Annotated in this window: 20 protein-coding genes and 1 pseudogene; 17 read left to right on the top strand and 4 right to left on the bottom strand. The window is 62.0% G+C overall.

Annotated features, from left to right (window positions below; all coding sequences use genetic code 11):
* Window positions 1–17: 17 nt before the first annotated feature.
* The 11 genes from HWY30_RS16260 to HWY30_RS16210 all read left to right on the top strand — a co-directional run bounded on the left by HWY30_RS16260 (window position 18) and on the right by HWY30_RS16210 (window position 10,917).
* On the top strand, window positions 18–233 hold the full coding sequence (locus HWY30_RS16260) for a hypothetical protein (RefSeq protein ID WP_090805879.1): 216 nt from the start codon (window positions 18–20) through the stop codon (window positions 231–233).
* Window positions 223–2,094 carry a hypothetical protein gene (locus tag HWY30_RS16255; RefSeq protein WP_143037187.1) on the top strand — a complete coding sequence of 624 codons (1,872 nt, stop codon included), beginning with the start codon at window positions 223–225 and terminating at the stop codon, window positions 2,092–2,094. Before HWY30_RS16260 ends, HWY30_RS16255 begins: the two co-directional genes overlap by 11 nt.
* Window positions 2,091–2,411 carry a hypothetical protein gene (locus tag HWY30_RS16250; protein ID WP_143037186.1) on the top strand — a complete coding sequence of 107 codons (321 nt, stop codon included), beginning with the start codon at window positions 2,091–2,093 and terminating at the stop codon, window positions 2,409–2,411. Before HWY30_RS16255 ends, HWY30_RS16250 begins: the two co-directional genes overlap by 4 nt.
* A complete protein-coding gene (locus HWY30_RS16245; protein WP_090805876.1) occupies window positions 2,408–3,577 on the top strand; it encodes a nucleotide sugar dehydrogenase in 1,170 nt (389 codons plus the stop codon). Before HWY30_RS16250 ends, HWY30_RS16245 begins: the two co-directional genes overlap by 4 nt.
* Window positions 3,574–4,686, top strand: coding sequence for a glycosyltransferase (locus HWY30_RS16240; protein WP_090805874.1), 1,113 nt, complete (start codon window positions 3,574–3,576; stop codon window positions 4,684–4,686). The genes HWY30_RS16245 and HWY30_RS16240 overlap by 4 nt, the downstream gene beginning before the upstream one ends.
* Window positions 4,683–5,234: a hypothetical protein gene (locus HWY30_RS16235; RefSeq protein ID WP_090805872.1), complete on the top strand. Its 552-nt coding sequence runs from the start codon at window positions 4,683–4,685 to the stop codon at window positions 5,232–5,234. The genes HWY30_RS16240 and HWY30_RS16235 overlap by 4 nt, the downstream gene beginning before the upstream one ends.
* A gap of 5 nt (window positions 5,235–5,239) precedes the next feature.
* The gene (locus HWY30_RS16230; RefSeq protein ID WP_244144923.1) at window positions 5,240–6,211 is read left to right on the top strand and encodes a polysaccharide deacetylase family protein; all 972 of its coding nucleotides are present in this window, start codon (window positions 5,240–5,242) and stop codon (window positions 6,209–6,211) included.
* A 161-nt stretch (window positions 6,212–6,372) separates the two neighbouring features.
* On the top strand, window positions 6,373–7,521 hold the full coding sequence (locus HWY30_RS16225) for a glycosyltransferase (protein ID WP_244144922.1): 1,149 nt from the start codon (window positions 6,373–6,375) through the stop codon (window positions 7,519–7,521).
* A 5-nt stretch (window positions 7,522–7,526) separates the two neighbouring features.
* Window positions 7,527–8,612 carry a CgeB family protein gene (locus HWY30_RS16220; RefSeq protein ID WP_090805869.1) on the top strand — a complete coding sequence of 362 codons (1,086 nt, stop codon included), beginning with the start codon at window positions 7,527–7,529 and terminating at the stop codon, window positions 8,610–8,612.
* A gap of 13 nt (window positions 8,613–8,625) precedes the next feature.
* On the top strand, window positions 8,626–10,101 hold the full coding sequence (locus HWY30_RS16215; protein WP_090805868.1) for a glycosyltransferase: 1,476 nt from the start codon (window positions 8,626–8,628) through the stop codon (window positions 10,099–10,101).
* A 99-nt stretch (window positions 10,102–10,200) separates the two neighbouring features.
* The gene (locus HWY30_RS16210) at window positions 10,201–10,917 is read left to right on the top strand and encodes a GNAT family N-acetyltransferase (RefSeq protein ID WP_090805866.1); all 717 of its coding nucleotides are present in this window, start codon (window positions 10,201–10,203) and stop codon (window positions 10,915–10,917) included.
* 136 nt (window positions 10,918–11,053) lie between these two features.
* On the opposite strand, the gene HWY30_RS16205 is transcribed toward HWY30_RS16210, so the two are convergent.
* From HWY30_RS16205 to HWY30_RS16190, 4 genes are all read right to left on the bottom strand, one after another.
* A complete protein-coding gene (locus HWY30_RS16205) occupies window positions 11,054–11,308 on the bottom strand; it encodes a hypothetical protein (RefSeq protein ID WP_090805865.1) in 255 nt (84 codons plus the stop codon).
* Window positions 11,309–11,516: 208 nt separating this feature from the next.
* On the bottom strand, window positions 11,517–12,203 hold the full coding sequence (locus HWY30_RS16200) for an HAD family hydrolase (RefSeq protein ID WP_090805863.1): 687 nt from the start codon (window positions 12,201–12,203) through the stop codon (window positions 11,517–11,519).
* Between the two features lie 100 nt (window positions 12,204–12,303).
* Window positions 12,304–13,749 (bottom strand): cytochrome-c peroxidase, encoded by a 1,446-nt coding sequence (locus tag HWY30_RS16195; protein WP_090805862.1) that lies wholly within the window; start codon window positions 13,747–13,749, stop codon window positions 12,304–12,306.
* A gap of 162 nt (window positions 13,750–13,911) precedes the next feature.
* Entirely contained in the window at window positions 13,912–15,636 is a 1,725-nt protein-coding gene (locus HWY30_RS16190; protein ID WP_090810041.1) for a phospholipase C, read from the bottom strand.
* A 290-nt stretch (window positions 15,637–15,926) separates the two neighbouring features.
* Between HWY30_RS16190 and HWY30_RS16185 the strand changes: the two genes are divergently transcribed.
* The 6 genes and pseudogenes from HWY30_RS16185 (at window position 15,927) to HWY30_RS16160 (ending at window position 20,734) form a co-directional block, all read left to right on the top strand.
* Complete coding sequence (locus HWY30_RS16185; protein ID WP_090805860.1) at window positions 15,927–16,244, top strand: YXWGXW repeat-containing protein; 318 nt, start codon at window positions 15,927–15,929, stop codon at window positions 16,242–16,244.
* A 244-nt stretch (window positions 16,245–16,488) separates the two neighbouring features.
* A pseudogene (locus tag HWY30_RS16180) lies at window positions 16,489–17,079 on the top strand (RNA polymerase sigma factor); the annotation flags it as partial.
* A complete protein-coding gene (locus HWY30_RS16175) occupies window positions 17,076–17,492 on the top strand; it encodes a hypothetical protein (RefSeq protein WP_090805857.1) in 417 nt (138 codons plus the stop codon). The pseudogene HWY30_RS16180 and the gene HWY30_RS16175, both read left to right, overlap by 4 nt.
* Window positions 17,489–18,001, top strand: coding sequence for a periplasmic heavy metal sensor (locus HWY30_RS16170; protein ID WP_090805856.1), 513 nt, complete (start codon window positions 17,489–17,491; stop codon window positions 17,999–18,001). The genes HWY30_RS16175 and HWY30_RS16170 overlap by 4 nt, the downstream gene beginning before the upstream one ends.
* An 82-nt stretch (window positions 18,002–18,083) precedes the next feature.
* On the top strand, window positions 18,084–19,580 hold the full coding sequence (locus tag HWY30_RS16165; RefSeq protein ID WP_090805854.1) for a DUF1800 domain-containing protein: 1,497 nt from the start codon (window positions 18,084–18,086) through the stop codon (window positions 19,578–19,580).
* Between the two features lie 5 nt (window positions 19,581–19,585).
* Entirely contained in the window at window positions 19,586–20,734 is a 1,149-nt protein-coding gene (locus HWY30_RS16160) for a DUF1501 domain-containing protein (RefSeq protein ID WP_090810039.1), read from the top strand.
* The last annotated feature ends 215 nt before the right edge of the window (window positions 20,735–20,949 follow it).

The following is a 20,949-nucleotide window of genomic DNA, read 5'->3' as shown; positions in this document are numbered from 1 at the left end:
TGCGTGGCCCATTACATATGAAAATCATATCCCGTGCATACCTTTCTGACGAGGCTCGCACGGGCGCGGAGAAAAAGGACTTCCGTCTGGCGACGTTCGTGCCAGCAGGCCTGCTCGAGTATGCCGAATTGCCGCATCGTGTTCTCGATACGCTCTTCTTGTTTCTCGGAACCTCGGCGGTATGGAGCATCTCCCTTCTGGTCAGTGCTGGAGTGAAATACTATGCGCTTTGATCTATTATCCGGAACGTGTCGTCGCATGATTGCGGTGTGCGCCGGAGCGGTGGTTTGCATACTGAGTGGCGCGAGTACTACGGCTCAGGCGGAAAGCCCGAATTCGGCGACGCCCAGCGCGTTGCTAGCTGCGGCGGACCAGCAGCTTGCCGAGTTCGCCGGACGCGCAGGCCGGTCGGATAGCTCGGTCGACACGCGTGACCTCGTCGCGGCGGCGTGGCTGTTGCTACAGCGTAACGGCGACGTTCATACGGCGCAAAACTATGCGTTAAGGGCGTTCGCAGGTCAGGAAGCCCAGCCGGGTAGTGCCAATTTCGGCTGGGTACCATGGCGAACCACGGACCATAGCATCGGGGACCCGAATGCGATAGAGTTTGCCGCTATCAGCCTCGGCCCGATCCTGCACGACTACTCTGACCGACTCCAGCCTGAAGCATTGCGGACGTTGCGTGATCGCGGCCTCGCGGCGCTCGCTGCGCTGACCTCGCACCAGGTCAAGAGCACCTATACGAACATTGCGTTGATGAATGCGACGGCGCTAATGCTGCTTGGTCAGGAACTGGGGGACATGCAGGCCTTCAGGAAGGGAGTACACCGCTTCGAAGCCTGGCGGAGCGTGACAGGAGAGACTGGCCTGCGCGAATACGGCAGCCCGATCTACTATGCGGTCGATCTGGCTACATTGACGACACTTGTGCGCTACGTGGCGGATACGGAAGTACGGAACCAGGGCAATATGGCCTTGAATCTTTTGTGGGCTGACGTGGCTGCGCACTATTTCCCGCAAGCCGCTCGTCTCGCAGGAGCGCACAGCCGCGTCGGGCATTTTTATGACAGTCGCGGCCCGATCGACGTGTGGGCCGCGCTCGCGGGGATCGCGCCGGCCAGCGATTTCTCGCGCGCGAAGACCTTCGATGTAATTACGCCATTTCTTCTCGCGAGCACCGGGCCAGACGGGTGGCGTTTTCCCAAGCGTTTGACAGGATTTGCGAACGATGCGCCGCGCGATGTGGTCGCGCGGTGGCGCGATGACGATTTGGGTTTCCGCTGGACATGGGTGTCTCATGGTGCGTCGATCGGTTGCGCCAACGGCTATGCAGGTCCACAAAACGAGTTGCTCACAGGTATTTTCTCCGACGACATTTCCATTCGCCAGATCGGTGTAACCGCGTCGACGGAAAATCCCTATGGTGTTCAGCGCGAGGCTGATCGTTTTGGCCACATGAAGGATATGCAGAAGCGCTTCGACGTCGCGTGCGTCGGGCACGGCGGGATGGCGATCGTCGTGCTGGACGGTACGGCAGCGCTCAAAGCCGACGATCACTTCCAGATCGTGCTGCCTACCGCAGACCGCCTTTCGGTCAACGGTCAGGACGTGGAGCCGTCGGTAAGCCTTGACCGGCCCGTCGAGGCGAATAGCGTCGTCGTTGTTTCGGCGCCATCGGGTGCTATTGGAATTCGGGTTATCCCATTACCGGGAAGTTGGGCGGGTGCAGTTGCGCCACGTTTGCAGGGCGACGCCGATGGCGAGAGGCTGAAGCTAGCGCGCTTGAACCTCTTGCCTTCGGGCGTCGGGGTGGCTGCTGCACGCGTTGCGCTGTTGATCGAGGCATCGGACAGCGAAGTACCCGCCGAGCTCGCGAAGCGCCTTCAGAATTCTGTGGTCCGTGCTGATATACATGGAAACACTGTTGAAATTGGCATGGCGTCAGGGGATACGAGGTTGAGATTGGCACTGGACGCATCAAGCCGCTTCGCACCGCGCGCCCTTTCCGTTGACGGCGTGCCATTTGGCACCGATCTGTTATCGATTAACGGGCGGGAAGTTGGCCGCCCGCTCTGGGACGGAGTGGGCCGTTGAGCAAGGAACTCGTCGAGTGCGGCAGCAATGCCGCACTCGACCACCAGAATCGAGGCTTAAAGAAACCGCGGCTTCTTCAGAATCATCCGCAGGTTGTAACCTGCGCCACGGAGCAAAGCGCTCAATGCATCGCCAATCGATCTCTTTGCCTATTCCGATCAGGCTTCCCGCTTGGCCTTCATATAGCCAATTGCCGTTCGACGGTGCTGCGTCGTTTGATCATCACTTTCGCATTCGATTTATGCAATGACGCCAAAGTTATCTTCTTCAAGTCATCGGCACGAGTTAAAATAAACTTAAAAGAAGGACGTAAATGAAAATCGCAATCTCCGGCACCGGCTACGTCGGTCTTTCTCTCGCTGTATTGCTCGCTCAGAATCACGAGGTCATCGCGCTGGACATCGTTCCTGAGAAAGTAGCGATGCTCAACCGCAAGGAATCGCCGATCGAAGACACCGAGATTGAGGAATTTCTCGCACACAAGTCGCTCAACTTTCGCGCCACGCTCGACAAGGTCGAAGCCTACGCGAACGCCGACTACGTGATCCTCGCCACGCCGACCGACTACGATCCGGAAACGAACTACTTCAACACCCGGTCGATTGAAAGCGTCGTTCGCGATGTGAAGGAGGTCAATCCGCAAGCGGTTATGGTCATCAAGTCGACCATTCCGGTCGGCTACACGGAGCGCACGAGCGAAACGCTGGGCACGCAAAATCTGATCTTCTCGCCGGAATTCTTGCGGGAAGGCAAGGCGCTGTACGACAATTTATACCCGTCGCGTATCGTCGTCGGCGAGCGTTCGGAGCGCGCCGAAGTTTTCGCTGAGTTGCTGAAGCAAGGCGCCGTCAAGCAGGATATTCCGACGCTCTTCACCGGCAGCACCGAGGCCGAGGCGATCAAGCTGTTCGCCAATACGTATCTCGCGATGCGGGTCGCGTATTTCAACGAGCTCGACACCTACGCAGCGCAGCACGGCCTCGATACGAACCAGATCATTCAGGGTGTGTGTCTCGACCCGCGCATTGGCTCGCATTACAACAATCCGAGCTTCGGCTACGGTGGCTATTGTCTGCCGAAAGACACGAAGCAACTCCTCGCGAATTACAGCGATGTGCCTCAAAATCTGATTCACGCTATCGTCGAATCGAATGGCACGCGGAAAGACTTCATCGCCGAGAGTGTGCTCAGGCATAGCCCGAAGGTGGTTGGCATCTATCGGCTGGTGATGAAAGCAGGTTCCGACAATTTCCGCGCGTCGAGCATTCAGGGTGTGATGAAACGCATCAAGGCGAAGGGCGTGGAAGTGATCGTCTACGAACCGGCGATGCACGAATCGAGTTTCTTCAATTCGTCGGTGGTCAACGATCTGGCTGAATTCAAGCGTTCGGCCGACGTGATCGTCGCAAATCGCATGACGGCTGATCTGACAGACGTGGCGGACAGGGTATACACGCGCGATCTGTTCGGCGGCGACGCATGAACGATCCGCAACCGGCTCGCAACGACTCAATCGACTCGCAGCTTCCCCGCATTCTGTTCTTCAACGTGAATGGCTCAGGCATGGGCCATCTGAACCGTTGTCTTTCATATGCGCGGCGGTTGCATGGCCGTGCTCGACCGGTGTTCTTTTCCCTGGCGTCGGCCATCGAGCTTATCGAAGAGATGGGATTCGAGGCAGACTACTTCGTTTCGCCATACTGGTCGTCGAGCTCCACGTTTGCGTGGAATAGCGAGCTGGCTGTACGTTTCGGCATGATGCTCGAACGCGTACGTCCCGACGTAATCGTCTTCGATGGCACTTGGCCATTTCAAGGGTTTCTGGCGACGTGCGAGACCTTCGGCTCGCCAGCACTGGTCTGGTCGAACCGTGGCTTGCTCAAGGAAGGCGGCAAGACGGTCTCCGTGGACGAGTCGCGTTTCGATCTCGTGATACAGCCCGGGGAATTGGGCGCGCAAGAAAGCGAGACGCCGCTCGAAGGCGGCGGCAGGCGTGCGCTCGTACCGCCCGTGTGCGTACTCGAAGACGATGAGTTGCTTGACCGCGCTACAGCGCGCGAGGCGTTGAATCTGCCACAAGACGGCCGCTTTGTCTTGTTCGCGCTCGGGCCGGGCAACCTGAAGGACGTCGCAGGGATCGCGCACGGTCTGATTCGTGAGTTCGAGGCCGCAGGTTTCAACGTAGTCTGGGTGCGTGCGCCGATTTCCGTGCGCGACATCGAATTGCCGGCCGGCGTGATGCCACTGACGGTCTATCCGCTCGCGCGCTATTTGCGTGCGTTCGACGCCCTTGTCGGCGCAGCCGGTTACAACACCTGCTGCGAACTCGTGCAGTCGGGCGTGCCTGCTCTGCTCGTGCCTAATGCGCAACTCGCCGACGATCAGGTGCGTCGAGCGCACATGGTCGCCGACGTCATGCCGGCTGTCGTGTCTGCCTGCGAGACCGATGACGAACGCGAGACCGCAGTGAGCAAACTACTCGGCTTGCTGAACGGCACGCCCGCCGTACGCGCAGCGATTCCGATGGATGGCGCCGTGCTCGCCGCGGAAAAGATCCTCGCTTTGGCGGCAAGACGGGAGCGGACACAGTGAATGTGATTGCGGAAGCCAAAGCATTGCGGCGTGAGGTGAAGGCGCTCGCAACCAAACCCGAATTGGATCTGCTCGTTCGATACGACCTGCTCGGGAAAAAGCCGCCGTTTTCATGGCAAGACCGAGTATGGCAGCGCATTCGCCACCTGTTGGCGTCGGCAAGTCTGATGTCGCCGCACGTAACGCAGTATCCGTGGCTGCCGACCCTAAAGCACAGACCGGTTTCGGCCGATGTAAAGACAGTGATGATCTGGGCGCTCGGCGCCGATCGTCATCAGTTGCGTGCCGCATGCGAGGGCTTGTCGAAAAAGCTTCAAGGCGGCGATGATCTGGCGCCGGTTCTGGTGACGGATATCGCCGATTTCGCCTTTTATTCCCGGCTGGGTTGGCTGGTGGAATATGTGCCGTCGTTAAGCGGCGAGGGCCCATCGCTACAGCAGAGAAAGCAGGCGTATCTCGCGTGGCGCTATCGAGATGCAATCGTCCTGCCGTTGAGCGCTGGTTTGGCCAGCGACGCGCAATGGCATGCATTGCTGAAATTGAGCTGAGAAAGATGCAAAAGAATCGTTATGCCATGTTGACGGTCGATACCGAAGCGCTGCCCAAACGCGCGCCGCACGATCACGTCAAGCGGCTCATGTGGGGCGTACACGAGCGTGGAACCGCGGGAATTCGTGAAATGGCCGAGATCGGCGACGAGTTCGGCGCCAAGCACGTCTATTTCGTCGATCAATGCGGCGCGTGGTCATATCTGGAAGAAACGCGCGAAGTCGTGCGCTGGCTCGATTCCGTGGGTCAGGACGTGCAACTACACACGCACCCGGAATATTTGCCCGATTCATTCTGGGCCGAGCATGGACTCGCGCGCCGTCCGCAGTATATGAATCAATATACCGACGACGCCCGCGCCGAGTTCGTCATCAAACATTTCGGCGGCCTTATTTCGGAGCAAACCGGCAAGCCGGTTCTCGCGCATCGGGCAGGTTCGTTTCGTTGGAATGCGGCCACGATACGCGCCCTCAAAGCCACGGGCGTGCGGGCGTCGTTCAACAATTCGATGTGCGCCGTCCACGCGAAACAGGCCATTTTTAGCGAGCCGACGAATCTGCCGTATGCGTGGTCGAACGGCGTGATCGAAGTCCCGATGACGGAAAAGAAGATCTTGCCGAAGGTGGGCAAGGACGAATGGTGGGCGCGCCTCACGTATCCGGAGTCGCCGTATTTTCACTTCCGTCCCTGGTGGGGCAAATTGCTGCTCGATGCATTCAGCGGGAGCCCGACGTTTTCCATTTTCCTGCTGCATTCGTGGTCGCTCCTGTACTGGGATGAAAAGGGCTACGCAACCTATCGCGACGATCAGCGTGTCGAGGGCTATCGCAAGCTCCTGCGTCGTCTGACAAAAGACTACGACGTGATCACGACCGCCGAATTTCTCGATCTGCACGCTCGCGGCAAGATCAAGATGTCGGCAACCGTCGATCTCGCGCGCGCGGAACTCAAGCCGCAGGGGACCGTGCGGGCATGAGCAGCGCATTCGATTCTCTGCAAACGTTCGTTAGCGAACCATACTTGGGATTGAGCCGATGGCTAACGGTCCGCACGCTGAATCGCAGGGCGAAACGGCGTGCATCCGCGCGGTCATTCGACACTGATGGCGGGGGGCTTCTATATGTGGCCGCGAGCGCATTGCCATATCACACGAGCGGTTACACGACGCGCACGCACGAGGTCATTCGCGCAATGATGTCGGCGGGCGGGCGCGTGCATGCAATGACGCGGCCCGGCTATCCGCTTGATCGAAGCGACCGCCTCCACGATGCCGTGAGCGGAGAGACCCAAGTTGGCGAAGTGCGGTATCTGCATGCAGCGGGACCGGCCAATAATCGTCCGGTGTTGCTGTATGCGATGCAGGCGGCGCGGGTGGTCGCGCAGCGGGCGAAGCAACATCGCGTGTCGGTCATTCACGCCGCTTCGAATCATGTGAACGCGTTACCGGCATTGCTGGCGGCGCGCCAATTGGGCATTCCGTTTCAGTATGAAATGCGCGGCCTGTGGGAACTCACGCGTATTTCGCGCACGCCGCACTACGAGGGACGCCAAGGCTTCAAGCAAGGCCTCGAACTCGAAGGGCTCGTCGCGCGCCACGCAGATCGTGTGTTCGTGATTTCAGAGCAGCTGGGGCGCTTCGCACACGCGCGCTGGGGCATCGAAAAAGAACAAATGTTCCTGCTGCCCAACTGCGTCGAACCCGAGCGCTTCGTATCGCTCGCGTCCCGTGAAATTGAGCATGACACAATCGGCTATGCGGGCTCGTTGATGGCCTATGAGGGACTCGACACGCTGATCGATGCCGTGGCGCAACTGCGCGCACGCGGCGTGAGGATTTCCGTGAGCCTCATCGGTGATGGTGAAGCGCGGTTGTCGCTCGAATCGCAGGTGCAGCGGTTCGGCTTGTCGGAACAGATTCGCTTTCTGGGTCGCATGGCGCCGCAAAAGGCGCAGGAAACGTTGAGCCGCTGCGCGCTGGTCTGTATCCCGCGCAAGCCTTTCAAGGTCTGCGAGATCGTGCCACCTATCAAACTCGTCGAAGCGATGGCAATGGGCAAGCCGGTCATCGTGCCGGATCTGCCGGTGTTCCGCGACGAAATGGGTGAGCGTCCCGCAGGCTGGTTTTTCAATGCCGGCGATGCGATTGATCTTGCGCGCGTGATTGAGACGGCAATGAGTGATCGCGCGGCACTTGCCGCGCTGGGCGAACGGGCAAAGGAATACGCGACCACGCAGCGATCGTGGCGCGACTTCGTCATCAAGGCACTACCGAAAAGTGCGGGGTAAGGGAAATGGTCGGCAGGGTTATTAGAAAACTGGGTTCAATCGTCTACGATTACCCGAAGGTCGCCGAGGATGTCGAGCGAACGGGGCGCTTCGGCCGACTGAAAATCGCGCTGGTGACGGACTATTTCACCGCCGATTGTCTGTCCGCGGAGTGCCGTATTCGCGTCATGACGCCCGGCAATTACCGGGATGTGATTAACCATTGGAAGCCGGATCTCGTGCTAGTCGAATCGGCTTTTCACGGCGTGGACGGCAGTTGGCGCTACGAACTGGCGAAACAGCCAAAGCTGCTGCGCCTGACTAAACCTAAGGCGATTTTCCGTTTGGTCGATTTCGCGAGGAAGGCCGGCGTTCCCACCGTGTTCTGGAACAAGGATGACGGTCCTTTTTTCGATGCGTTCATCGACGTAGCGAAGGCATTCGACTACGTCTTCACGACCGATGAAGAATGCCTCGAACGCTATCGCCAGCAGGTGCCTGCACACGTACCCGTGAATACGCTGATCATGCCGTTTCAACCGGCATTTCACAGTTTCACGGGCTTCAATTTCACGCGCAATGAAGTCTGTTTCACAGGCAGCTATTACCGGCGCATCCTGAACGAGCGGCGTCGCTTTCTTGACATGGTGTTCGAGCTCTGCGAGCACAACGAGATGCCGATCAACGTGTTCGACCGCAATCACGACCGGCTGTCTCGCCATCTCGAGTTTCGCTTTCCGAAGACGAGCCAGATGCGGTTGCACGGGAAAGTCGCGCATCGCGAAACCGCCAATGTCTACAAATCGCACGCGGTATCGATCAACGTCAATTCGGTCACGAGTTCCGAAACAATGTTCTCGCGACGCCTGCTCGAAATTATCGCGTGTGGCGGGATCGCGGTAACGAACCCGAGTCGAGCCGTTGACCGTCATTTCCGCGATTTCTGCCACGTCGTGAACACCTACGAAGAGACACGCGAGCTGTTCGGGCGTTTGCGTCATGGTCCTTCTCAGGACGATCTCGATCGCGCCGAGGCCGGCGCGAAATACGTGCAGGAGCATCACACCTGGGCACATCGGTTAGAGGAAATTTGCGCCGTCGTGAAGCTGTGAGGAGCTGATCACAATGCTTGCGTTGCTTTCCTGGTTTTGCCGGGCGATTTTCCTCGTCGTAGTCGTATATTTTGCGCTTTATGTTTTGCTCGAGCTACGGGTCTTCCTGATTTCGCGGAAGGTCGAGCAGCGCAAATTGACGGAGCTTGCGCATTCGTCTTCCGGCGCACAGATCGATTCCTGGCCATTGGTGAGTGTGCTGTTGCCGATCTATAACGAATCGGAAGTCGTCGAACGGTTGATCGATGCTGTTTGCAATTTTTCGTATCCAGCGGGGCTGCTCGAAATTCTGGTGCTCGACGATTCGACTGACAGCACGACCGAACTTGCCCGGTTGCGTGCCGAACAACACAAGGCGCGGGGCGTCGATATTCGGCTGGTCAAGCGTAGCAATCGTAAGGGATACAAGGCGGGCAATCTGGTCAACGGCATTCAGCAGTCGTGCGGTGAATTTTTTGCGATCTTTGACGCCGACTTTGTGCCGCCGGCTGATTTTTTGCTTAAAACCATTCCTTGTTTTGAGGATCCAAAACTGGGTTTCCTGCAAACAGGTATTGGTTACGAGAATCGCGATGTGTCGTTTCTCACACGCTTTCAGGCGATGGAAATGGGCCATCAGCAATACGTCACGGTGGGTTTGAGCGAAGACGGCGATATGGCGTCGCTCAGCGGCAGTTCTTGCGTGTGGCGCAAGCAGTGCGTGGATGCGCTAGGAGGTTGGAACGCATCGACCGTGACCGAAGACGTTGATCTTGGCTACCGCGCACAGTTTGGCGAGTGGAAGTACGCTTATTTGCGCGATGTGGTGTCCATGTCGGTGTTACCCGAAACCGTCAGCTCGTACCGAATTCAGCGAGAGCGCTGGGGACGTGGATTGATCCACAGCGGCTTCAAGCACGTCAAGCAAATGCTCTCGCAGCGCATGCCGTTGATCAAACGGATGCATGCGATTTCCACGATGTTTTCGTCGGTGCTGCTCGCCTCAATCTATGTACTGATATTGCTGAGCCTGCCGCTTACCTATTTCGTGCATTTTGATGGCGCATTCATGCGCTGGGGGACGTTTGCGTTCTTCGGCCTCGCTGTGCTCTGGGGGCTCGAAAATGCGTTCGGCGCGCGCCGTGGGGCACGTTTCGATGACAAGCGGAGCGCCGCGAAAGATTTGTGGGACACCTACCGCTATATCGCGATGTTCTTGCCAATGGCCTGGTACTACTTCGTCGGCGGCGTGCGTGCGCTTTTCGGAGTGTATGGCGACTTTCACAGAACGCCGAAAGGCAAGAATAGCTATCGCGTCATCATGCCGCGAATCAATACCGTATTGCTGGCGGGCGAGGTCTTCAGCTTCCTCTATTCGGCGATTTCGGTACTGCTTGGATTCAAAAGAGGGAATTATTTTTTGATTCCACTGAATGTAACTGTGTGCGTCGGTTTTGGCATGGTGCTCTATTGGACGTGCAAGGAAAGGCGAAGTCTAAAAAAATACTAACTTCCTGTCAGCTTGGCTAATTATAAAGACCAGTGCGCGCTAGCACGCCTGCCGCGCTAAACACGATGAATCAATGAATCCACGAAAGGGCAGTCTGCTATGTACGCCGTAGAATCCGCACCTGAGCACGCGCCCGCTCGGGACGACGAACCGCTCCTCCTGCGCTTTCGCGCCGCTCGCGCCGATGATGCGAAGGCATGCGCGCCGCTGATCTTCTCATCGGGCGTGCGTGAATTCGGTTTCTTTCTCGGCGAGCCGGCCGAAGCTTGCATCGAATTTCTGGCGTTCGCGTTCGCATCGAAGCTCGGGCGCTTTTCGTATCGACGCCACCGTGTGGCTGTGACCGAAGACGATCAACCGGTAGCGGTGCTCGCGCTGCATGACGGACGCCACACATGGTTCGATGATCCGCACGTCGCGCTGATGCTGGTGTTGTTCTTCGGCCTACGCCGCACTATTCGCATGCTGCTGCGCGGTCTCGTGCTCGAAAGCGAATTGCCGGCGCCAAAGTCGTCGCAGACGCTGATCGCCCACTGCGCGACTCATGAGCGCCTGCGCGGCACGGGTGTTTTCAGCACGTTGTTTGCGGATGCGATGCGCGCGGGTGAGTTCATGAATTCGCAGACTCGCGCGGCGCGTGGCGAACACGATCGACAACAACTCGTGCTCGATGTGCTGGTGAGCAACAAACGCGCATACGCGCTCTACCGGCGTCTCGGGTTCGTCGAATTGCCGCGCCGGGCGGTTGTCTCACCGCGTTTGCCGCGAGAACTCGAGTCGGTGCGGTTGGAGTGGCTAATGAAACGAACCGGCTAGCGGTCGGCTATCGCGTGCCGATCGATCCGGCCTTCGAATAAAAGCATGAAGCGCGCGATGCGGCCCGATCGTACCAACCCGGGCCGCAACGCAAGCATGATCGCGCCGTCGTACGCAACGGCGCGAGGCGTAGTGCTTACAGCGGCACGATCTTGACCGGCTCCGGATGGCAGACCGGGGTGTAGACCGGCCCGCAGCCGTAATGCACGGGCTGGCAGGGGTTGTAGGAGGGCGGGTTGTAGTACGACGGGCCGCGAACCGGCGGTTTTTCGCCGTAACACGAAGGCGGGTATTCGTGCGGGAAACACGAGTGGCCGCCGCGCACGGACTGTGCAGCTGCGTGGTCGAGGTCGTCGCAGCGCGACAGGTCGGCAAGGGTCAAGTTCGACATGATGAATCTCCGGCAACGTTGGATGGGTATCGAGCGCGCAAATGCTTTACGCTCGGGCGTTCCAGTTGCACGCACCATGCCATGCGGCGGGATTCAACGTCTGTGCTGGCTCGAGCGCTGATCGACCGTATCTGCGCAGTCGAAAACTGATCGGCGTTGGCCAACTTGCGGCAAGCCGGTGTCGTTCAACCGCCAACACATCGGTGGATCAGCGCGTGCCCCATCCAGCGAGCAACGCCGGTAGCTCGGCCATCTCCCTGAACACGTGCACCGCGCCCGCGCCATGCAACGCGGTCGCGCTGCTATGGCCGAGGTGCGTCGGGCAATAGCCGAATACCGTCGCGCCGGCGGCGACGCCCGCGGTCGCGCCCGTCACCGTATCCTCGATGACCGCACAGCGTGTCGGCTCGACGCCGAGTGCCGCGGCCGCGGCGAGGTAGACGTCGGGAAATGGCTTGCTGCGCGGCGTTTCGTGGCCGCTGAAGATGCGTCCGTCGAAGCAGTCGAGGATGCCGGCCTTCACGAGCTGCAATTCGATCTTGATGCGATCCGCGCCCGACGCCACCGCGATGCGTCCATTCAACCTCTGCTGCAGCGCGCGGACCGCGAAAGGCGCGCCGTCGATCGCGCGCAACTCATTGTCGAGCGCCACGTTGCGACGCGCGCGGAACTGCGCCAGCCACTCGGCCGTGATCGCGAAGCCGGTGCGCGCCTCGATCAACGCGGCTTCGTCCCTGACCATCTTGCCGACGAAAATGCGCATCGTCTCTTCGACGCTCAAATGCCAGCCGAGCTCGCCGAGCATCTCGGTGAGCACGCGGTTCGTGATCGGTTCGGAATCGACGAGCACGCCGTCGCAGTCGAAGAGCACGGCGTCGAAAGGAAAATCGGCCATCGGGGAGGGTAGGGATAAGGTCGCGGACCGGCAAGGATACCGCACCGGGCCGCGTGCCGCAGCCTGGAAGCTGCAGCGCGGCGGCGTCCAGCGCGGCTGCTCAGTCCTTGTACCCGTCGCTCAGCGTCTTCATGAACGCGATGATGTCCTGGATGTCTTGATCGGTCATCGCGGGCTGGTCGCCGAACTTGCGGTCGAACGGCGCATCGGCCACATCCACGTTCGCATGGTATTGCGGCGGCAGATCGTCGTACTTCTGCACCTTGCCCGACGCATCGCGCGGATAGATTCTGTCCGGCGACGTATTGCGCAGGTTGTAGAAGTCCAGCACCTGCTTGAGGTCGTGATACACGCCATTGTGGAAGAACGTCTTGCGTTCGGCGGCATTGCGCAGTGTCGGCGTCAGGAACATGCCGCAATACTGCGTCTCCTTGACCATGTCGGTCCGGAATGGCCCACAAATGCCCATGTCGTAGAACTTCGGATTCCTGTTCTGCGCGAGTTCGCGATTGCGCGGTACGCCGAGCGCTTCATACTGCGTGTCGGTAAAAAGAGGTGGAAGGCCGTCCGACGTCGGCTGGCTCAGGTGGCAACCCGCGCAATTGGCCTTGTCCTTGTCGTTGAACAGACGCAAGCCACGTAGTTCGGCTTGCGTGAGGCGTGCACGTCCTTCGAGCCAGGCGTCGTATTTGCTCGAGAATGGATGGAACGCCGGGTCTTCGAATTCATACCGACCGATCGCGAACATGGCTTCCGACACGAGCAGATCGGGATCGTTGACGACGTGCGGACCGAAAAGTTGTCTGAGCGTATCGATGTGCTTCGAGTGCCTTAGCTTGTCGGCAACCGAAGCCAGATCGGGGTTCGCCATCTCGACCGGGTTGGTCAGCGGCCCAAGCGCCTGGTCCTGCAGCGTGCTTGCCCGGCCGTCCCAGAAGAGTCCCCCTTGCGGCACCATAGCCGGCGCGGCAGGCGCAACGCCCGCGGTTTTCTGGGCGCGCTGCACGCCTAGCGCGGCCGAGGCCTGCGTATCGAGGCTGACCGGTGCGGCGTCGGTATCGCCCTGATCGGGACCGATGCTGAACGGCGCCTGGCGATACAGGTACGCGAGCGACGGCACCGGCCGATAGCCCGCTTCCGTCATGTGAAGGCCGCCCGGTTGTACCGTCAGGTCGTTGGGAGGCGAGAAAGCGTGCGCGGCGCTGTGGCACGACGCGCACGACTGTTTGCCCGACGCCGAAAGCGACGGATCATTGAACAGGTCCCTGCCGAGTACCGCGACCGCGCTAAGGGGCGCGACGGGGGGACGCAGGAGCTTGACCGGATGGGCGTTGAGGCCCGTCAGATTCTCGACCGTATCGCCGATCGCCGCGGGCATACGCTCGGGATAGATCAGCGCGTAGCCAACCAGAGCGGCGCCCAGCAGCACGATGCCCAGAATTATCCGGAGGATCAGGCGACGCCACATGCTGCTCGCAGCGCGAGGGGACGGGGCGCTTGCGGTGGGTAGTTGCGAAGACAAGGTGGCGTTCGAACGACGATTCATGGCGATAGCGGTAGTCAAGCTGAACTGCAAACAAGCACGTCGAGCCACCGTACCGGCTGGCTCGACGTCATCACTGATTGACGGGCATCAACAGCTCCGTTCCCTGAACGTCACACCGCGTACTTCCCTGTGCGGCAGAACGGACGGATAAACGGTGGCTCCTTAGTTCGTTGCAGGAGGAGCCGACAGCTTGGTGCCAAGGTTCGTGTCGAGGTACAACGCCGGCGTTTTGCCACCGTTGGTGAAGTCGAACAGCGACGCGATGCTCCCCGTCGCCGCATCGTGCGATCCGTTGCCGATGCGGGTGCCGCCGAGCCAGTTGTCTTCGATGAACCTGACAACCGAAGCCTGAGTGATCGCCGTGTGGTCGACGTAGTTGCTACGTGCGTACGGCGAGATCACCAGAAGCGGAATACGCGTTCCCGGGCCGCAACGGCCGTTGACAGCCGCGCCTGTCACGCCGACGCCTTGCTTCGCGCCCGTTGCGTTGCAGGTGCCCGCGCCGTTCAGCTGGTCGGCGGTGGCGTCAAACGACGAAGTCGTCGGCGTCGCATAAGCGTGGTCGTACCAGCCATCCGAATCGTCGTACGTGATGATGACGGCGGTGTTCTTCCAGTCCGGCTGTTGTTGCAGGAAGTTGACGACCTTCGTGACGAACGCCTGCTCGTCGATCGGATCCGAGTTGCCCGGGTGCGCATCGCCGACGGCCGGTGCCTTCAGGTAGCTGACCGACGGGAAGTTGCCCGCCGAGACGGCCGTGAAGAAGTCGTTGACATCGTATTGATGGTGCACCGGCGTCGCCGTCGAATCGAGCGGGTCGGTCTGTCCAATCAGCGCGGTCGACGTCGGGCGCGTGTGCGCCAGGTTGGCCGTCGTGGCGTAGTACTGGAACCAGTTGTGGTGAGGTACGTAGTCCGTCTTCGTTGCGCCGAGGACCGACGAGTAGGTACTGCGCTTGCACGCCGTGGTGCCGTTCGAGTTGGTGGCGCTCAGGTCGAAGCCGCCCATGAAGCCGCCCCACGTAATGCCTTTCGCGTTGAGGAGGTCACCGATATTTTTGTTATTCGAGCTCAGCGTGGCCTGGCCGCTCGACGTCGAGGTGTTGCACACGTCCCCGGTCGGGTCGGAATCGCCGTTCATCGTGAAGCTGCCCGCGCCGTCGGCAATCACGTTGTCGCCTTGAGCGGCACCGTTGGCAGGAATAGCGCCGTTGGTCTGGCCGGAAACCACCTCGAGCGCGCCCGGTGTCGACGGACCGTACGTGTCTGTGTACATGTTGTCGCTCATCGCGAAGTTCTGCGCGTAATTCCACAGCGCGGTGACCGTGTTGCCGTCGAAATAGCCCATCACGAGACCCGGCGTGCCGAACGTCGAACCGCTGCCGGCGCTGTTGTTACCCGTGTACTTGGGGAACAGGTCCGCCGCGCCATTGTCGTAGGCGAGCTGTTCCTTCATGTAGTCGTGCGACTGGCCGTTGGTGTTGGCCTGGCTGCGGTCGAGGCGGAACGGATTGATACCGCTGCCTGCGGAGGCCGCGTTGTTCGCCGTGTTCAGGAAGTTCGGGTTGCTCGTCAGAAGCGAATTCTGATTCAGATTGTTGATCTGGGCCGGCGTGTTCGCCGCCGTGAACGCCGGTTCACCGGCCGGGTTCTGCGCGTTAGGATAGGTGCCGAAGTAGTGATCGAAAGAACGATTCTCACCGAAGATCACGACGAGGTGCTTGATCGGCGTTGCCGTGGCCAACGCGTCCTGGGCGGATACGGTAGCAGCCGGTGTGGAGGCCGGCGCGGATGCAGTCGAAGGAGAGCTGACGCTGCTGTTTCCGCATGCGCTCAGCACGAACAGTGCGGCGGCAAACGGAATGGGCAAAAGGGCTTTACGAAACATTCTTTGGTGGCTCCACATTCGCGGTCCAGCCCTTCCATCGATAGGTATGAACGGTGCTGGAAATTGTTGTTAGAAGCGTAACGGCCGACGCCATTGATTGCAGCCCGTGCATTGGACCATCAAAAAATGAAGGTTTTCGGGCAATACGCCGACTATTGCCTTTCGTGAGCCCGACTGTATTCGTGCTTTTTTTGCCAATAGCGCGACGGATTTCTTCCGCTGCCGCGTTCAAGTAGAAACGGGGCCGTCCTGGGCGCCGACTTGTTCCAGCCTTGAAGGGAGAAATCGACATGGACACCAACCGCATCACTCGTCTGCTCGGTTCCACGCTGAGCGCCGCGCTGTGCTGCGCGGCCACGCTGACCGCCGCGCCCGCCTCCGCACAAGTGATGATCGCGCCGATGGCACCGCCGCCGCCGCGCGTCGAAGTCGTGCCCGCGCGACGGGACGGCTATGTGTGGGATCAGGGCCGCTGGCGCTGGGAGCACGGCCGCTATGCGTGGGTGCCGGGCCACTGGCAGCCGGTGCGCGTCGGCTATCACTGGGTGCCCGGGCATTGGGCGCAACGTGGGCCGCACTGGCGCTGGATCGAAGGACATTGGGCTTGAACGAGGCTTGCGATGAAAACACTCGTGATGATTCTGCTGGCGGCCTCGCTCGCCGGCTGTGTGGTCTATCCGGCACGCCCGGCCTATTACCGGCCGGCGGTCGTCGTATATTGACCGCGTACGTGATACCTGGCCGGATAGCGGCGTAGCGGCACGACAACATAACGACACGACAGCTGAAGGAGCGGCGGCAAGTGAACGACGTTGATCCCGTGATGCGGTCCTCACGCGAAAGCGCGCGCGTGATGTCGCGACCGAGCCGCACGCCTTGAGCGACGCACCACCCGATCCGGACGCCGAGCTGATCGCGCGGGTGGGCCGCGCGGAGCCCGGCGCGGTCCGCTCGCTGGTCGCGCGCAAGCTGCCGCGGCTACTTGCGCTCGCCACGCGCATGCTCGGCGATCGCATGGAAGCGGAAGACGTCGCGCAGGAGGTCTTCGTGCGAATCTGGAAACAGGCGGCCCGCTGGCGTGAAGGCGAAGCGAAGTTCGACACGTGGATGCATCGGGTCGCGCTCAATCTTTGCTATGACCGTCTGCGCGGCCGGCGCGAAGACCCGAGCGACGAACTGCCCGATTCGGCCGATCCCGCCGCGCCGCCCGACGCACGGCTCGAAGCACGTGCCGACCACGCGCGCGTGCGCGCGGCGCTCGCCGCGCTGCCGGCGCGACAGCGCGAGGCACTCGTGCTGACCTACTACCAGGAGATGTCGAACCTCGACGCTGCCGCCTTGATGGACGTCAGCGTCGATGCGCTGGAGAGTCTGCTGGGCCGCGCGCGCCGCAATTTGCGCGCTCAACTGGCCGGCAGCGGCCTTAGCAAGGACAAGTCATGACGCCCGAAAGATTCCATCAGATCGTTGCAGCGTACGGCGCCGACGCGCGCCGCTGGCCGGAGCGCGAACGCGAAGCCGCGCAGGCGTGGGCGCGCGCGCATCGCGACGAAGCCGATGCGGCGTTGAGCGACGCGGCCAGCCTCGACGCGTGGCTCGCCGCCGACGAGCTCGAGCCGCCGAGCCTCGAACTGCAGCGTCGCATCATCGACCGCGCGCCGTCGCGACGCCCAGCCGCGCGCTGGCGTTTGTTGTGGTCGGGCGCGGCGGTGGCGGGTGTCGGGCTGCTCGGCGGCGTGGCGGGGGCGTTCGCGGTGTCGTTCTTCGTGCTGACCGGGAACGCGCCGGTCGTGCATGAATCCTCGTATCTGACTTCGAGCTTCGGCGGCAGCTCCGCCGATTGGAGCGGCGAATGAACGGGCGCTCGTGGAAATTTGCGCTGCTGGGCTCGGTGGTGCTCAACGTGTTCCTGCTCGGCGCGATCGCCGGCGGCGCGTATCAATGGTTCGCCGCGCACGGTGCGAATCCGCCGGCGGCGGCGCAGGACCGGCGCGCGCTGCGGTTCGCCGCCGAGCCGCTGTCGGCGCAGCAGCGGCAGGCGTTTATCGACGGCCTGAAGAGCGCGCGGCGCGACGGCCGCCAGTATGCGCGCGACGCTCGCGAAGGGCGTCGTGAGGTGCTGCGCCTGCTGGCCGCGCCGAAGTTCGATCGCGCCGCACTCGATGCCGCGCTCGCGCGCACGCGCGCGGCCGACGTCAGCCTGCGCGCGATGGTCGAAGCGAGCGTCGCCGATTTCGCGGCGACGCTGACGCCCGAGGAGCGCGTCGAATTCGCCGAGAGTTTGAAGTTGCGCGGGCAATGGCGCGAAGCGCAGCCGGCGCCGAACGCGAAAAAACCGGCGGCGAATGCCGCATCGAGCGAATAAAAAATGCGCGCGATGGCGACGGATTTCAGCGTGTCGTCCGTTTAACGGACATGCAGGTGTCCTACCTGCCGACGAGGATCGTATGGCCAACTCACCGAACCTGAATGCCGCGGCGATCGCACTGAACCGCTTCGGCCTCGGCGCGCGCGCCGACGACACGCCGCCCGCCGATCCGAAGGGCTGGCTGCTCGCGCAGTTCGAGCAATATCAGCCGCGGCCTGACGCGTGGGCGAACCAACCCGATTCGATCGCATTGTCGACGCAGCTCGTGCAGCAGCGCATGCAGATGGAACAGCAGTCGAAACAGAAGGCGGGTGAGGAGACCAACCCGAGCCAGAATGCGAACAACACCGCAGCACCCAGCCAGACCGACGCGCAAGCCGCCAGGCAAGCCGAAAGAAAAGCTCTGCGCGTCGAGATACTCGACATGTACCGCTCGTCGGTCAATGCGCGCGTCGCAAGCGCGCTGACCACGCAGACGCCGTTCATCGAACGCCTCGTGCATTTCTGGGCGAATCACTTCGCGGTGTCGACCGAAAAGCCCGGCGTCGCGGCGCTCGCCGGGTCGTTCGAAGCGGAGGCGATTCGCCCGCACGTGCTCGGCCGTTTCGAGGACATGCTGGTGGCCGTCGAGCGTCATCCGGCCATGCAGCTGTTCCTCGACCAGACCCGCTCGGTCGGTCCCGACAGCATGGCCGCGCTGCGCGCCGCGCAGCGCAATCCGGACAACAAACGCGGACTCAACGAGAACCTCGCGCGCGAGATCATGGAGCTGCATACGCTCGGCGTGCGCAGCGGCTATAGCCAGGACGACGTGACCGAGTTCGCGCGTGCGCTGACCGGCTGGAGTCTCGTCGGCAATCCGCGGAACGGCGGCGCCAATGCAAACCGGCGCGCGCTGGAACAGAACGGCGAACCCGGCAGCTTCGTGTTTCGTCCCGCGCTGCACGAGCCCGGCTCGCGCACGATCATGGGACGCCGCTACGACGAAGCCGGCGAACAGCAGGCGCTCGCGATCCTGCACGACCTCGCGCACGCGCCGGCCACCGCGCAGCATATCGGCACGAAGCTCGCGCGCCATTTCGTCGCCGACGATCCGCCACCTGGCGTCAGCGAACGTCTGGCCGATGCGTTCACGCGCAGCGACGGCGATCTGCCGACCGTCTATCGCGCGTTGATCGATACGCCGCAAGCATGGTCGCCGGCCGCGGTGAAGTTCAAGACGCCGTGGGAGTGGACCATCTCGTCGATGCGCGGACTCGGCTGGCACGAGCCCGGCAATCTGCAGAGTGCGCCGATCCTCACGCAGCTTGGCCAGCCGGTGTGGCGGCCCGGTTCACCCGCCGGCTACGACGATATCGCCGCGAGCTGGGCCGCGCCCGATGCGCTCGTGCGCCGCGTCGAAGTCGCGCAACGTTTCGCCGCGCGCGTGGGTGACCGGCTCGATGCGCGCTCGCTCGGCCAGACCTTGCTGGCTGGCTCGCTCAGCGAGCCGACGGCCACGGCGGTGTCGCGCGCGGAAAGCGCATCGACGGCGATCGCGCTGCTGCTCGTATCGCCCGATTTTCAACGGAGATGAACGCCATGCTGTCACGCCGTCAGTTTCTGAGCGTCGCCGCCGCCGGTGCCGGCGCACTGCTCGTGTCGCCGCGGATTGCGTTCGCGCATGTCGCGACCGACCGCCGCTTCGTGTTCGTGATCCAGCGTGGCGCGGCCGACGGGCTGAACATCGTCGTGCCGTACGCGGACCCCGCGTATGCGACGCTGCGTGGGCCGCTCGCGATCGATGCGTCGAACGCGCCGCATCTGGACGGCACGTTCGCGCTGCATCCGGCGCTCGCGCAGATGGCGAAGCTGTACGCGCAGCGCGAGGCGTTGTTCGTGCACGCGGTCGCCTCGCCGTATCGCGACCGCTCGCATTTCGACGGACAGAACGTGCTGGAAACCGGCGGCACGTCGCCGTATCAGACGAAGGACGGCTGGCTCAACCGGCTCGCCGCGCAACTGCCCGCCACCCGCGAAAACGCGATCGCGTTCGCGCCGACCGTGCCGATGGCGCTGCGCGGGCCCGCGGCGGTGACGTCATATGCACCGTCGGCCTTGCCGCAGGCGCCCGATGATCTGCTCGCGCGCGTGTCGCAACTGTACGAGCAGGACGCGCAGCTGCGTGCGCTGTGGGAATCGGCGATGGCGGCGCGCGGCCTTGCGGGCGACGCTGGCGCGCGCCAGGACCCGGCGAGCCTCGGCAAGCTCGCGGCCAGTTTTCTGGCCCGCGACGACGGTCCGCGCATCGCGATGATCGAGACCGGCGGGTGGGACACGCACAGCGCGCAGAACGCGCGGCTCGCGAATCAACTGAAGGCACTCGACACGATGCTCGCGGCGTTGCGCGATGGCATGGGTTCGTCGTGGAGCAAAACCACGGTGCTGGTCGCGACGGAGTTCGGCAGGACCGCCGCCGCGAACGGCACGGGCGGCACCGATCATGGCACCGGCTCGGTCGCGATGGTGCTCGGCGGGTCGGTGCAGGGCGGACGCGTGATTGCCGATTGGCCGGGCCTCGCGCCGCATCAGCTGTATCAGTCGCGCGACCTGAAGCCGACCGCCTCGCTCGATGCGTTGATCGCCGGCACCGCGAGTGAAAGTCTCGGGCTCGATCCCGAACGGACGGCGGCAGCGCTGTTTGGCCGGACCATGGCGGGCAGACCGATGACGGGCGTCGTGCGGGCGTGACGCGTTGATCGCACAACGGCGTGCAATGACGATGGGACGGAGGTGTGATGGGCGATCGAGGATTCCGTGGGCGAGCGACCTGCGATCGCGGCGGACGGGCGTTCGCGTCGCATCGGCATGGCGAATCGCGTGAGCCGACGCTGACTGCTTTGCTCGACGCATTGATCGTCGGTGCAGCGAGCGAAGGTATTGCGCTCGATCCGGAGCGCACCGCG

The sequence above is a fragment of the Paraburkholderia tuberum STM678 genome (assembly GCF_902833905.1).
Taxonomy (GTDB): Bacteria; Pseudomonadota; Gammaproteobacteria; order Burkholderiales; family Burkholderiaceae; genus Paraburkholderia; species Paraburkholderia tuberum.
Note: the sequence above shows the minus strand (reverse complement) of the source record. Positions and strands in the feature narration are given on the sequence as shown.

What these genes read in the sequence shown, in the direction of transcription:
- HWY30_RS16260 (WP_090805879.1), top strand. Translation starts at nt 18, where the DNA reads ATGAAAATCATATCCCGTGCATACCTTTCTGACGAGGCTCGCACGGGC.
- HWY30_RS16255 (WP_143037187.1), top strand. Translation starts at nt 223, where the DNA reads ATGCGCTTTGATCTATTATCCGGAACGTGTCGTCGCATGATTGCGGTG.
- HWY30_RS16245 (WP_090805876.1), top strand. Translation starts at nt 2,408, where the DNA reads ATGAAAATCGCAATCTCCGGCACCGGCTACGTCGGTCTTTCTCTCGCT.
- HWY30_RS16240 (WP_090805874.1), top strand. Translation starts at nt 3,574, where the DNA reads ATGAACGATCCGCAACCGGCTCGCAACGACTCAATCGACTCGCAGCTT.
- HWY30_RS16230 (WP_244144923.1), top strand. Translation starts at nt 5,240, where the DNA reads ATGCAAAAGAATCGTTATGCCATGTTGACGGTCGATACCGAAGCGCTG.
- HWY30_RS16220 (WP_090805869.1), top strand. Translation starts at nt 7,527, where the DNA reads ATGGTCGGCAGGGTTATTAGAAAACTGGGTTCAATCGTCTACGATTAC.
- HWY30_RS16215 (WP_090805868.1), top strand. Translation starts at nt 8,626, where the DNA reads ATGCTTGCGTTGCTTTCCTGGTTTTGCCGGGCGATTTTCCTCGTCGTA.
- HWY30_RS16210 (WP_090805866.1), top strand. Translation starts at nt 10,201, where the DNA reads ATGTACGCCGTAGAATCCGCACCTGAGCACGCGCCCGCTCGGGACGAC.
- HWY30_RS16205 (WP_090805865.1), bottom strand. Translation starts at nt 11,308, where the DNA reads ATGTCGAACTTGACCCTTGCCGACCTGTCGCGCTGCGACGACCTCGAC.
- HWY30_RS16200 (WP_090805863.1), bottom strand. Translation starts at nt 12,203, where the DNA reads ATGGCCGATTTTCCTTTCGACGCCGTGCTCTTCGACTGCGACGGCGTG.
- HWY30_RS16195 (WP_090805862.1), bottom strand. Translation starts at nt 13,749, where the DNA reads ATGAATCGTCGTTCGAACGCCACCTTGTCTTCGCAACTACCCACCGCA.
- HWY30_RS16190 (WP_090810041.1), bottom strand. Translation starts at nt 15,636, where the DNA reads ATGTTTCGTAAAGCCCTTTTGCCCATTCCGTTTGCCGCCGCACTGTTC.
- HWY30_RS16185 (WP_090805860.1), top strand. Translation starts at nt 15,927, where the DNA reads ATGGACACCAACCGCATCACTCGTCTGCTCGGTTCCACGCTGAGCGCC.
- HWY30_RS16175 (WP_090805857.1), top strand. Translation starts at nt 17,076, where the DNA reads ATGACGCCCGAAAGATTCCATCAGATCGTTGCAGCGTACGGCGCCGAC.
- HWY30_RS16170 (WP_090805856.1), top strand. Translation starts at nt 17,489, where the DNA reads ATGAACGGGCGCTCGTGGAAATTTGCGCTGCTGGGCTCGGTGGTGCTC.
- HWY30_RS16165 (WP_090805854.1), top strand. Translation starts at nt 18,084, where the DNA reads ATGGCCAACTCACCGAACCTGAATGCCGCGGCGATCGCACTGAACCGC.
- HWY30_RS16160 (WP_090810039.1), top strand. Translation starts at nt 19,586, where the DNA reads ATGCTGTCACGCCGTCAGTTTCTGAGCGTCGCCGCCGCCGGTGCCGGC.